Origin of the sequence: Pseudomonas sp. CCI1.1, assembly GCF_034348165.1 — a bacterium.
Taxonomy (GTDB): Bacteria; Pseudomonadota; Gammaproteobacteria; order Pseudomonadales; family Pseudomonadaceae; genus Aquipseudomonas; species Aquipseudomonas paracarnis.
In genome coordinates this window covers 6,704,205-6,716,551 of record NZ_CP133780.1, presented here as the reverse complement: position 1 = coordinate 6,716,551, position 12,347 = coordinate 6,704,205, and the positions used below count along the sequence as shown (strand labels likewise).

The 12,347-nt window shown below is 59.3% G+C and carries 9 protein-coding genes; 5 read left to right on the top strand and 4 right to left on the bottom strand.

Annotation, left to right across the window (positions count from 1 at the left end; translation table 11 throughout):
- Positions 1 to 281: 281 nt before the first annotated feature.
- Positions 282 to 716: a DoxX family protein gene (locus RHM69_RS30700; RefSeq protein ID WP_003189852.1), complete on the bottom strand. Its 435-nt coding sequence runs from the start codon at positions 714 to 716 to the stop codon at positions 282 to 284.
- Positions 717 to 820: 104 nt separating this feature from the next.
- Positions 821 to 2,242: a transglycosylase SLT domain-containing protein gene (locus RHM69_RS30695; protein ID WP_032904985.1), complete on the bottom strand. Its 1,422-nt coding sequence runs from the start codon at positions 2,240 to 2,242 to the stop codon at positions 821 to 823.
- Positions 2,243 to 2,478: 236 nt separating this feature from the next.
- On the opposite strand from RHM69_RS30695, the gene RHM69_RS30690 reads away from it, so the two are divergent.
- The 5 genes from RHM69_RS30690 (at position 2,479) to RHM69_RS30670 (ending at position 10,673) form a co-directional block, all read left to right on the top strand.
- A complete protein-coding gene (locus tag RHM69_RS30690; RefSeq protein WP_103451857.1) occupies positions 2,479 to 3,285 on the top strand; it encodes a TatD family hydrolase in 807 nt (268 codons plus the stop codon).
- Between the two features lie 96 nt (positions 3,286 to 3,381).
- A complete protein-coding gene (locus RHM69_RS30685; protein WP_102667032.1) occupies positions 3,382 to 4,851 on the top strand; it encodes a methyl-accepting chemotaxis protein in 1,470 nt (489 codons plus the stop codon).
- A gap of 198 nt (positions 4,852 to 5,049) precedes the next feature.
- On the top strand, positions 5,050 to 9,765 hold the full coding sequence (locus tag RHM69_RS30680; RefSeq protein WP_322255442.1) for an RHS repeat-associated core domain-containing protein: 4,716 nt from the start codon (positions 5,050 to 5,052) through the stop codon (positions 9,763 to 9,765).
- Positions 9,762 to 10,187 carry an Imm50 family immunity protein gene (locus tag RHM69_RS30675; protein ID WP_102666968.1) on the top strand — a complete coding sequence of 142 codons (426 nt, stop codon included), beginning with the start codon at positions 9,762 to 9,764 and terminating at the stop codon, positions 10,185 to 10,187. The genes RHM69_RS30680 and RHM69_RS30675 overlap by 4 nt, the downstream gene beginning before the upstream one ends.
- A 123-nt stretch (positions 10,188 to 10,310) precedes the next feature.
- Positions 10,311 to 10,673, top strand: a complete 363-nt coding sequence (locus RHM69_RS30670) for an Mpo1-like protein (RefSeq protein WP_003189844.1) — start codon at positions 10,311 to 10,313, stop codon at positions 10,671 to 10,673.
- A 9-nt stretch (positions 10,674 to 10,682) separates the two neighbouring features.
- Here RHM69_RS30670 and RHM69_RS30665 read toward each other — a convergent pair whose 3' ends face one another.
- Positions 10,683 to 11,480, bottom strand: a complete 798-nt coding sequence (locus RHM69_RS30665) for an acyl-CoA thioesterase (protein ID WP_102666967.1) — start codon at positions 11,478 to 11,480, stop codon at positions 10,683 to 10,685.
- Between the two features lie 89 nt (positions 11,481 to 11,569).
- Complete coding sequence (locus RHM69_RS30660) at positions 11,570 to 12,331, bottom strand: CHAD domain-containing protein (protein ID WP_102666966.1); 762 nt, start codon at positions 12,329 to 12,331, stop codon at positions 11,570 to 11,572.
- Positions 12,332 to 12,347 lie beyond the last annotated feature (16 nt).

Here is a 12,347-nt window from a genome sequence, read left to right as displayed (position 1 = left end):
TGAAGATTTTGGCCTTCTTACCCCGCTGCGCCGCCTCTATCCGCTTCCTGTTCGTCAGGCCAGCATTTTGCCTCGGGCTTCCTTCAGATTCGCAGTCACCCGCGACACCCTTGCCTCTGGCTAACACTTCCCCTTGCCGGGTGTGTAGAGGACTTTCACCTCCCAGTCACCAGCGTGGCCACCACAGCCAAGCTGGTTGCGCTTGCGCGCAACGCGCCATGCCTGGCGCACCAACGAAAAGGCCCGCATCAGCGGGCCTTTTTGTGCAGCTTGCTAAACGATCAGTGAGTGATCGCGCGGTCGACAGACAATTTGCCCGCACCTTCCAGCAACACCGCCAACGCGCCGCCGAGCAACGCCAGTGCGAACTCATAACCGTTGTTGGCCATGAACAGCCCGTTGTGGATGTGTACAGAGAAAATCGCCACCAGTGTCAGGAAGGTCAGGCCCAATGCAGCAGGGCGAACCAGCAAACCGATGATCAGGGCCAGGCCGGCGAAGAACTCGGTACCGCCCGACAGCAGCGCCATCAGCGTGCCCGGCGCCAGGCCGATGCTTTCCATCCATTGTGCGGTGCCCGCCAGGCCACCACCGCCAAACCAGCCGAAGAGCTTTTGCGAACCGTGGGCAGCGAAGATGATGCCGACGAAGATACGCAGAATAGTCAGGCCATAACCGGCGCGAGTGGACAGTACACGGGTAATCATTGGGCTCATGGGGGTAAATCCTTTTCCAGGTAGGGGTTGGTTGGCCGCTATATTAATCAGTTTAAGCAATGATAAAAGCCGAAATATTGCCTAATTTACATCTAAAAAATCGATTATTCACGCGATGCAACTTTAGCCGCAGGCGGCTCCAGAGACTCGCGCTCCCGATCGAACGCCAAATAATACTTGTTGACGCTATTAACATAGCTGACGCCGCCCATCCCTACCTGCTCCATGGCAATGCGTTCAACCTGGAAGAACCACTGATTGGGGTTAAGCCCACGGCGCTTGGCCTCGGTGCGCATACCTTGCACCCGCTCCGGCCCCATGTTGTACGCCGCCAGCATAAAGGCCATGCGCTCGCGCTCATTGAGCTTGGGGCTGGAGAAAAACTTGCGCCGGATCATCGCCAGGTAACGCGCCCCCGCCTGCACATTACTGTCGAGCGACTCGATATTGTTGACCCCCACCCGCTGCGCCGCCGACGGCGTGATCTGCATCAGGCCGGTAGGGCCTCCACTATTGCGTGCGCCTGGGTCCAGGGAAGACTCCTTGAACGCCAACGCCGCCAGATTCAGCCAGTCCATACCTTGCTCACGCGCATGTTTTTGCAAAACCGGGCGCAGTTTTTCCAGGCGCTGGCGGTCAGCCCGCGCCAATGGGTTACGGACCTGGTAGAGGCGCCGATAGATGCGCTGGAAGGCCACATCCTGGTCGGAAGGCGTGTGATAGGTCTTGAGAAACCGATCGATGCTGGCACGCAGCATCGACGCGTCCTGACGCACAAACCAGAACTCGTCGCCTGGCTCGCTGATGACGACCTGCTTGTCAAAGCGCAACTTGGGCAGGATTTTCGACCAGCGTTGAGCAATCGGTTTTTCCACGATCGTCAGGTGAAAAATCCCCGCCTGCACCATCTCCAGGACATCTTCCACCGCCAGGCTCGGGTCAACCCATTCCACTTTCACTGGTGGGCGCTTGTGCAGGGCCAGCTTTTGATTGACCTGACTGATAGCGTCCACCGCCGCACTACCGGTGGTCAGCGTCACCGTGCGACCCGACAGTTGCTCCAGTTTGGTATACCGTCGTTCACCCTTGACGCCCACCAGCCACAACGGCACATCGCTGACAATCGGGGCGCTGGCGCTGACCTTGTGCACGCCTTTCACGTCCAGCAACTCACCGGGCGCCACCAGGTCACCTTCACCACGGGCCAGCGCACCGAGTAACTGGTCCTTGGCCTTGGGGATGATCTTGAGGTTGATGGCCTGCCCATCACGGGCATGGCCGTTGAGGTACTGCTCGAAGGCGCGCAACCGATGGTATTCGACACCGATGGCCTGGCCCTGCACTTCACCGGAACTGTTGCGGCTCTGGTTGACCAAGACACGCAGGGTGCGGCTGGAGCGAATTTGCGCCAGGTCGCGGACCTTGCCGGGCTTGGCCACTTGCAGCGGCCCATCCAGACGTGCGACCGCCGTCATGGGCAGCAATAACGCCAGGCACAACATAAGCAACGCCGAGGGTCGGATCATCCGCTCTCCGGAAAGAAAACTGGCCAGCGCCTGTGCGAATTACGCAGTGCTGGGGGTCAGAAACAGAGCGCTTTATGCGCTGGCAAGGCGTGCAACGGCGCCAAGGTGGCAGGCAATCGGCCGACCACAATGTCGCTTGCGACGTTCAAAGACAGCGTTAACGCATTGTAGTTCTTGGTTTTTCTTATCAATCTACAGCTCTGATATGCTTTCCGGCCGCAGGCGGAGATAGCACCATGCAACTCATTGATATTGGCGTCAACCTGACCAACCCCAGTTTCGACGAGAGGCACACGGCCGTTCTCGAACGCGCCTACGCCGCTGGCGTGCAGCAATTGGTACTCACCGGCACCAGCGTCGAGGGCAGCGAACAGGCCCTGCAACTGTGTGTAAAACTCGACGAAAGCGCCCAGCGCCTGTTCAGCACCGCCGGCATTCACCCCCACTCTGCCAGCGACTGGAACAGCGACAGCGCCCAACGTCTGCGTGGCTTGCTGGGCGACAGCCGAGTGCGCGCCGTGGGTGAATGCGGGCTGGATTTCAATCGGGACTTCTCCCCTCGCCCCCAGCAGGAAAAAGTCCTCGAAGAACACCTGGCCCTGGCCGTCGAACTGCAACTTCCGGTGTTTCTCCATGAGCGCGATGCCAACCAGCGTCTGCTGGAGATCCTCAAGGACTACCGCGACCACCTGCCAGCCGCCGTGGTGCACTGCTTCACTGGCGAACAGGCAGCGCTGTTCAGCTACCTGGACCTGGATTTACACATTGGCATCACGGGTTGGATCTGCGACGAACGCCGTGGCACCCACCTGCATCCCCTGGTAAGGGAAATTCCCCGAGGCCGTCTGATGCTGGAAAGCGATGCGCCCTACCTGCTACCACGCACCCTGCGCCCCAAGCCGAAAAATGGTCGCAATGAGCCGGCGTACCTGCCCGAAGTACTGCGCGAAGTGGCCTTGCACCGTAACGAAACGATGGAAGATCTGGCGTTGCACAGCACCGCCTGCGCCCGCCGCTTTTTCGGCTTGCCTGCCATCGATTAATACGGCGCATTGACCCATGTCAAAAGCGCTTTTCTGAATAGCGGCACAATAATGGCACCTTGCCAATACTGTTTCCGCTATCAGAGAAAACCTTCCATGGGTGCCTGGCTTAGCAATATCTCGCTCAAATACAAATTCTGGGCCGTCAACGCGGTCGCCTTCATCACCACCCTGCTGCTGGTGCTGTACGCGGTACAGCTTGAACAACAGGCGCGCAGCCAGGCGTCGCAAGCATCGGCCCAGGCCCAAGGACGCTTGCTCAGCGCCTGGCCAGCCGACAGAACCTTGCCCACGGGTGAGCACTGGCTCGCATTTTCCAAAGGCCAGCCCCCCCAGGATCTACCCACCCTGAGCACTGCCAACGGCTGGACTGAACTCAACCCCATGCCGTTGTTCGGTGAAAACCCGCTGATCGGCGCCGAGGTGATCAGCCGGGCCGACGGCCAGCAGGTCGCAGTCCTGGCCTACGCGCCGAGCCTGAGCCAAGTGTTCAGTGAACGCTTCACCCACTACGCCGTCGCCGTGGCAGTGCTGATGCTGGCCATGCTCGGTGCCTCGCAGTTGTTGATCCGCTTCCTGCTCAGCCAACTCAACACCCTCAAGGATGTGATGCTGCACGTCGAAAAAACCGGCGACCTGTCGGCGCGGGTGCCGTTGGCCTGCAAGGATGAAGTCGGCCAGATGGCCAGCGCCTTCAACGCCATGCAAGCCGGCTACCAGCGCGTGGTCAATACCGTGGCACGCACCGCCCGGCAACTGGACGACGGCGCCGCTCGCCTGGCCAGCAGCATGAACGAGGTGCAACACGGCATGCTGGGCCAGCAAAGCGAAACCGACCAGGCTGCCACCGCCATCAACGAAATGACCGCCACCGTCTACCACATCGCCCAGCACGCGGGCGCCACCCGTGACTTGTCTCAGGCCGCCGATACCCTCGCCGGCAGCGGCCAGGCAGTGGTCAGCCGGGTACAGCGCTCGATCGCCGGGCTGTCCAGCGGCGTACAGCAGACCGCCGAAATGATCCAGAAACTGGCCGAAGACAGCCAGAAAATCAACGGTGTGGTAAGTGTGATCCACAGCATCGCCGAACAGACCAACCTGCTCGCCCTCAACGCCGCCATCGAAGCCGCCCGCGCCGGGGAAATGGGCCGCGGTTTCGCGGTGGTCGCCGACGAAGTGCGCAACCTGGCCAAGCGCGTGCAAAGCTCCACCGACGAAATCACCCGCATGGTCTCGGCGCTGCAAGCCGGCACCCGCGACGCGGTGGACTTCATGCAGGAAAGCTCATTCAAGGCAGATGACTGCGTACAGCAGGCCCAGGAAGCCGGCATCGCGCTGGCTGAAATTACCGGCGCTGTGGCACAGATGCGCGAAAGCAACACCCAGATCGCCGTGGCCGCCGAGCAACAAAGCCATGTCGCCGAAGAAATGAACCGCGCCGTGGTGAGCATTCGCGATGTGACCGAAAACACCGTGCATCAGACCGTGGCGTCGGCCACTACCAGCAATGAACTGGCGACGTTGGCCGGGGAGTTGAGCAAGGCGATTGGGCAGTTGAAGTTGTAAGACTGTTCCAGCTGTAATCCAACTCCTACGACCAAGCCTCGGTTTACCTGAAGTTAAGACGAAACTTCCTCGCCATCCCCGCGAATAACGCCGACTTCTTTTACCTGACAACCGCTGCAAAGTCCCTCGCCTGATCAAACAGTGCGAGGGATTGCAGATGGTGGTGTTCGTTAGAGCCCTGATGAATGGGGCTGTCTCTTGATCTCGGTGCTGGCCAACCTGGTGCTAGTGCCCATGGATCCCGAAGCGCCGAAGGTTGAGCGCGTATTCGCGGATTTCCGCACCTGCCTGAATACCTTTGATACGTGGGCCGACAGCTTTTTAAGTGGTTCGGCACTTAGCGTGGAGCAGGTGTTCAAGGTTGGGGAAGGCGTCGCACTGGTCGCGCCGATCTCTTCCGACAAGCCCAGCCGCACGGTCGCTCAATGCAAAGCCCAGGGCGGGCTGACCTTGGTACATCTGTTCGAAAGCACGCGGTTCGTGCCTATCGGCAACACGCCCGTGAGGCTGCAAGCCGTTGCACAGGACGGCAGCCCGGTAGGCGCGCCACTGCATCGGACCATTGGCCCCAGCGGCATTCTTGAAGTCAGCGACTGTAGCCGCGACCAACAGTACGAAATCACCTTTTACCCCACTGTTTCCAAGGCTCACGTCCAGGCGCTGTATGCGTCCTATGAGTCTGTGATCGCCGGGCTGGAAGCGGATTTGCGCACGGCATGGGCCGAGCACTTCAAGCCTCGATGGGCAGACTTTGCCAAAGCGCCAGCCTACAAGCGTAGCGGCATTCAGGGCATTGCCTTTGCGACCGGGCTGGGCAAGGCGCTTTACAACCTGTGGGACAACATCACCGAGCTGTACGACCTGCTCGCCAACCTCAAGTCCAACAGCGAAACGTTGCTGAAATACCTGTCCCAGGCCGAGCTGGATGCACTGCTCAAGCTGGGCAAAGACACGCTGGCCAAGGGGTTGCTGGTACTCAGTGATGAGCCGCTGTTGTTTATCTACCTGTCGGCGCTGGTGGCCTGGGTACGCATGCTGCCGCCACCCGACATGTACGAACTGCTGGGTGAAATCACCGGCGAAGTGTTGATCAACTTGCTGCTGATCTGGGCCACACGGGGTATTGGAGTACAGCTGCGCCTGGGTGCTCAGGTGCTTAGTGGCGTCAAGTCCGGGCGGGCGCGGGCGTTGTTGGAGTTGCTGGCCAAGCAGGTGGCGGGGCCTCGGCTGGAAACCCATGTCGAGGCCGCCAAGCCGGTGTTGCTGAGCAGTGCCGCGACGCCGGTCAAAGCGGTGCCGGCTGTGCCGTTGAAGGCGGGCGATACGCTGGTTTCGAACCCGGTGCCGATGGTGCGCGGCAAGACCCAGCGCACGACGTTGGTCCGTCAGGAGCCTGTCGATGATGTGCCAACTGTGGCGTCGAATCCGAAGGGCGATGCGGCGGCGCCTGCGGATAAAACGGTCACCCATGGTTGCCCGGTGTCGATGGTCACCGGCGAGGAGTTGCTGACCCTTACCGACGGCGCGCTGGATGGGATCTTGCCGTTTGAGTGGACGCGGCTGTATCGCACTAGCGCGGTGGAGGTCGATTGTGGGTTGGGGTTTGGTTGGAGCCATGCGCTGGCCCATCGGCTGGTGGTGTCGGGCGATTCGGTGGTGTGGACCGATCATGAGAACCGCCATACGCAGTTTCCATTGCCCAGCGACTCTCGGCCCGCAATCACCAATAGCCTGGCGGAAGCGGCGATCTATTTGGGTTCGGCGCCTGACGAGTTGGTGCTGGCCCAAGCGTCACGGTTCTATCACTTTCGCGACGGTGTACTGACTGCGATCAGCGATGCGTATGACAACCGTCTACGCATTTGCCGTGATCGTTCCGGGCGGATTGAGCGGCTGGATAACGGCGCGGGTCGCTCGTTGCTGTTGCGTTATGAGCTGGATCGCATCGTTGCGGTGGACTACCAAGTACATCGTGCCAAAGGGCGAGAGCCCTACGTGTGGGAGACCGAGCAGAACCTTGTTTCCTACGCCTATGACGAAGACGGACGACTGGTTTGCGCGACCAATGCTGTCGGGGAAAGCGAGCGTTATCGATATGACGATCAGCACGTCATTCTTGAGCGCCAACTGGCCGGTGGGGCGAGTTTCTTCTGGGAATGGGAACGCGCGGGCAAGGCGGCGCGCTGCGTCCGGCATTGGGCAAATTTTTCGCAGATGGACACGCGTTACGCCTGGGGGGATGACGGGCGTGTCACGGTGCATAACGCCGATGGTAGCCAGGAGGTGTATGTCCATGATCAGCGGGCGCGGCTGGTACAGAGGATTGATCCGGATGGTGCCACGCATTTCAAATCCTACGACGACCAGGGCCGGCTGACCGTCGAGCAAGACCCGATGGGCGCGGTGACGGCCTATCAATATGACGACGCCGGACGCTTGGTGGCGCTGTTTCCGGGGGAGGATGAGCCGACATCCTACGAGCATGACAATGGGTTCGTACGAGTTGTGCGCCGTGGTGAGGCGGTCTGGAAATATGAGCGTAATGAGCAAGGCGATGTAACGCGTAGGACCGATCCCGATGGTGAGGTTACTGACTACAGCTACAACAAACAGGGACAACTGACCGGTGTTTGGTATCCCGACAGCAGTTGCCATCGGCTGGTGTGGAACGAGCGTGGGCAGTTGCTTGAAGAGCAATTGCCCAACGGCGGGATCAAGCGTTATCGCTATGACGATCTAGGCCGGCAGATTGCGCGTGAGGATGAGCATGGGGCTCAAACTCAATATCAATGGGATGCCGTTGGGCGTCTGCTAAAGCTGATCGAGCCCGGTGGTGGTTGTAGGGAATTCAGCTACAACCCCTACGGCAAAATCATCGCCGAACGCGACGAACTCGGCCACGTCACCGGCTACGAATACGCAGACGGCCTGCACCTGATCAGCCGCCGGCTCAACGCCGACGGCACCCAAGTCAAGTACCGCTACGACAACGCCCGGCTGCTGCTCACCGAGATCGAAAACGAAGCCGGCGAAACCTACCAACTCGACTATCACCCCAACGGCCTGATCCGCCAGGAAACCGGCTTCGACGGCCAGCGCACCGCGTATGCCTACGACCTCAACGGCAACCTGCTGGAGAAGACCGAATACGGCGACGATAACAGTCAGCTAATCACCCGTTATCAGCGCGACCACGCCGGGCGCCTCGTACAAAAAACCCTGCCCGATGCCAGCGTTGTCGACTATACCTACGACCGCCAAGGCAACCTCCTCAGCGCCGAAGACGGCCACTGGGCGCTGGCCTACGAATACGACCGCCAAAACCGCCTCACCGCCGAACACCAAGGCTGGGGCACCCTGCGCTACGGCTACGACGCCTGCGGGCAGCTGAAAAACCTGTGCCTGCCAGACAACAACCGCGTCACCTTCAACCACGACAAAGGCGGCCACCTCGCCACGGTCGAACTCAACGGTGAAGTACTCACCTCACATCTGTTCAAGAGCGGCCGCGAACACCAGCGCCAGCAAGGCCAACTGCTCAGCCACTACCACTACGATGACCAGAGCCGCCTACACGCCCATGCGGTAACCCAACAGCAAAACCATTTTTACCAACGCCAGTACGACTACGACAAATCCGGCAACCTCACCCGCCTGCTCGACACCCGCAAAGGCGAACACCGCTACCACTACGACCCCCTCGCCCGCCTGACTCGCGCCGATCACTCGCAGGACGTACAGGAACGCTTCGGCCACAACCCCGCCGGCAACCTGCTGATGCAAGACCGCCCCGGCCCGGACATCGTCGCGGCCAACCGCCTGATGATCCAGGGCGACCGCCATTACGACTACGACGCCTTCGGCAACCTCATCCGCGAACGACGCGGCAAGGGCCAGCAACTTGTCACTGAGTACCGCTACGACTGCCAGCATCGATTAATCAGCATCACAAAGCCGAACGGCGAAACCGCCAGCTATCGCTATGACCCATTTGGACGCCGCATCAGCAAAACCGTGGACGACAAAACCACCGAGTTTTTCTGGCAAGGCGACAAGCTAATTGCCGAACACCATGCAGAACGCCATCGCAGCTACCTCTACGAACCCGGCAGCTTCCGCCCACTGGCACTGTTGGACGGTTTCGGCCCAAAAGAAACCAAGCCCTACCACTACCAACTCGACCACCTGGGCACCCCGCAGGAACTGACCAGCCCCGACGGCGAAATCGTCTGGTCCGCTCACTACCGCGCCTACGGCCAGATCGCCCGGCTCGACGTAGGCAAAATCGACAATCCACTGCGCTTTCAAGGGCAGTATTTCGATGCGGAAAGCGGCCTGCACTACAACCGCCATCGCTACTACAATCCGGATATTGGTCGCTACCTGACACCGGACCCGGTGAAGTTGGCGGGAGGGATCAATGGGTACCGGTATGTGCCCAATCCTACGGGGTGGGTAGACCCTCTGGGGCTGAACCCTAATTGCCCTGGCCAAGGAAAGAACAACCAAACCTGTGCAGTACACACTGACCCCAATGTCCCAAATCTCTCTCGTAGAGGAGCATTCAGAGAAGCTAAAAGAGATGCCAACATACCAATGTCACAACAACCTGACGTTCTGATAGATTCGGACTCCGGGTTACCGAAGCAATATGGCATAGTCAAGATGTCGGATATGAACGGCCGAAAAATTTTAAACAGCTCAGGAAAACCTATTAACACTAGGGTATACCAATACACGAGAGCAGATAATTCTAAAGTGCTAATTCAGGACCATTCGGCCGGGCATAAATTCGGTTCTGAAAACGGGACAGGAGACCAAGGCGCTCACTTTAATTTGCGCCCTATTGATACACCTCGAACTGGTAAGATACCAGGAGCAAAAGACCATTATTTATTCAAGGACAAGAAATGAAAAACTGGAATAACCTTGATGGCTCTATCTTTTTCAACAAAGTATTCAGCCGACCTATTGAAGTCGGAAAAGCTTACATACACTCGCTCCGCATAGAAAATGATCTGAATGATTTCGGCATCGGTTTTGACATACCAGACTTTCCTGACCGGCTCCCCGAAAAATGGAAAGACAAAGGATATAACATATGCAGAATTGGATTGACCTGCTCCAACATTACCGAACTAAAAATAATAAACCTTCCTCTCAGAGAAGTTTTTAACATAGAAATACTAAAAGAAAACGAGCATTTCTTTTTCACAGCGAAATCGAAAAATGCATCTGTTGAATTCAAGGCTAAATGGCTATCCCTATCCGGCCCCTCGGTCTATATGAACTGCCCTGGACCAGAAGATCACAACTGGTCAGACGACTCCATATAAAAACCCATGAGCTTATTTACGAAACCGCAACTATGAGAGCCATAGCAAAGGCCAATTCGCCCTGCCCTCCAGCCCAATCTACACTCCATCCATGTTGTTTCAACGGACAGAGGATTCACCACCATGGGCAAACGTCACCCCAACCTCCCCGCCTGGCAATGGCGTCAGTACCCACAGAACCATCAGCACCCAACCAACCTGGCGTTGCACCTGATTGCCGTGCCGCTGTTTATCGTCGGTTTCCTACTGATCGTGTCGGGCGTGTTCAGCCTGAGCCTGGCCAGCTTCGCGGTCGGTGTGATTGGCATTGTCGCGGGCCTGGCGTTGCAGCGTCACGGCCATAGCCTGGAGGCCCAGGCCAGTGAGCCGTTCAGTGATCGTAAAGATGCGGTGCAGCGCCTGGTGGTCGAGCAGTTCGTGACCTTCCCGCGCTTTGTGCTCAGCGGTGGCTGGTGGCGCGCCTGGCGGCAGCGGCACCACCACTGACCGGCGGGTTCAGGCGAACACCACCACGGTCTGGCGGCTGAGGGCGATCAACTCGCCGGTCGGGCTCCACAACGCAGCGGCCGCGTGGCCATAGCCGTCGCGGGCGTGTTCGATGTTGACGTGGTACTGGCACCAGTCGAGGGTGGTCAGGTCTTGCAGCGGCTGGATGAACTCGATGGTCCAGGTCAGGGTGCTACCCGGCGCGGGCTTTTTGAGGTGTGGCAGTAGCGCCGGCGGCCAGGCGTCGACCAGGGCGAGGATGTGCGCCTCGGTCAGTGGCTCTTCTTTTACATCCCCTCTCAACCGTACCCAACCGCCCATCTCGCGAGATTTATTGCCGGTAAACGGCAGGCCACCCACACTCCAGCGCATTGCCAGGTGGCGCATGAATTCGGGGGTAACACCCTTGATATAGGGCAGTTCCTGGCATTCATCCCAATGTTTGAATACCGGTGGCGGCTCACTCGCCACATCAATCTCGGAGGGGCGAGAGGCGCCAAAACTGGCCTGGACCAGGGTCGCCACTTCACCGTTCTGCACCACTCGCCCCAGCAACTGGCTGACCGCCTTGCCTTCGCGTAGCACTTCGACCTGATAACTGGCGGATACATCCGGCGCTACCGGGCCGACAAAGGTGATGGCCAGCGAGCGCAGCGGTCGGTCAGCCGGCACCTGGGCGCGCAGCGCCTCGTATTGCAAGGCGGCGACCAAGCCGCCAAAGGTGGCCCGGCCCTGGGCCCATTCGGCAGGGATGGTGACATCCAGCGGATTGCTACGGGCAGCGTCGAGCAAATCACTAAAGCGCATGGCGACCTCACATCAAGAAAATCCTGGAGGAATCTTAACCATCGAATTGCACAGGCACAGCGCCTATTCCGGCCAAAAACCGGACCGGTTTAAAAACACTCGGCGCTGAGTGTGTCCAACACGCGGTCGGCCTTGCCTTGCGCCTTGAGCATGGTGCGCTGCCACACTGCTACGCAGGGTTGCAGGTCAGGCTCGTGCCCGGCCTGGGCCAGCCACTGCCAACAGTCATGCCAGTCACCCAGCGCGCTCTGGGCTTTCTTCAAGTGCGACAGGGCCTTGGTGGGTAATTTGTCCAGCTCGGGATACGCCTCGGCGGCATAGCGCACACGCTTGATCACCAACCGTAGCCGGTGGCGGTCATGATCGGGGTCCTTCAAGGCGCCATCGAGTGCCTGCCATTGCTTGGCCAGGCGTTTCTGGATACGCGGGCGCAAGCCCTTGAGCAGTTTCTGATGCTGGGACGCGCGGATAAACCGTGGGAACGCATCCAGAATCAGCAGCAAGTGCGCCAGCTCCGGGCTTTGCGCCACTTGGCGGTAAGCCTCGGGCTGCAGACGCAGGCGCCGATCAGCCGCGTCGTGATGACCGTGCTGATGCAAATACGCCGCCAGCACCTCTCGGTCGCGTAGCGGCGTAGTCAGTTGGCCAACCGTGCTGGCGGCCAATTCAAGCTGTTCGACACCGGGCAGCCCGCGCAAAGGGCGCAACAGGCTGCGCAGGCGTCGCACAGTGGTGCGCAAATCATGCAAGGCTTCATCGTCAGTGACGGCGGCGAGGCGAGCCTGGCAGCTCAGTAACCCTACTTCCAGGCCAATGACCTGAGCGACTAACTGATTGACCAACGCTGACATCCTGCCCTCACTTTCC

Excerpts from the sequence above, each read along its gene's own strand:
- RHM69_RS30685 (WP_102667032.1), top strand. The coding sequence starts at position 3,382 with ATGGGTGCCTGGCTTAGCAATATCTCGCTCAAATACAAATTCTGGGCC.
- RHM69_RS30700 (WP_003189852.1), bottom strand. The coding sequence starts at position 716 with ATGAGCCCAATGATTACCCGTGTACTGTCCACTCGCGCCGGTTATGGC.
- RHM69_RS30660 (WP_102666966.1), bottom strand. The coding sequence starts at position 12,331 with ATGTCAGCGTTGGTCAATCAGTTAGTCGCTCAGGTCATTGGCCTGGAA.
- RHM69_RS30670 (WP_003189844.1), top strand. The coding sequence starts at position 10,311 with ATGGGCAAACGTCACCCCAACCTCCCCGCCTGGCAATGGCGTCAGTAC.
- RHM69_RS30690 (WP_103451857.1), top strand. The coding sequence starts at position 2,479 with ATGCAACTCATTGATATTGGCGTCAACCTGACCAACCCCAGTTTCGAC.
- RHM69_RS30675 (WP_102666968.1), top strand. The coding sequence starts at position 9,762 with ATGAAAAACTGGAATAACCTTGATGGCTCTATCTTTTTCAACAAAGTA.
- RHM69_RS30695 (WP_032904985.1), bottom strand. The coding sequence starts at position 2,242 with ATGATCCGACCCTCGGCGTTGCTTATGTTGTGCCTGGCGTTATTGCTG.
- RHM69_RS30665 (WP_102666967.1), bottom strand. The coding sequence starts at position 11,480 with ATGCGCTTTAGTGATTTGCTCGACGCTGCCCGTAGCAATCCGCTGGAT.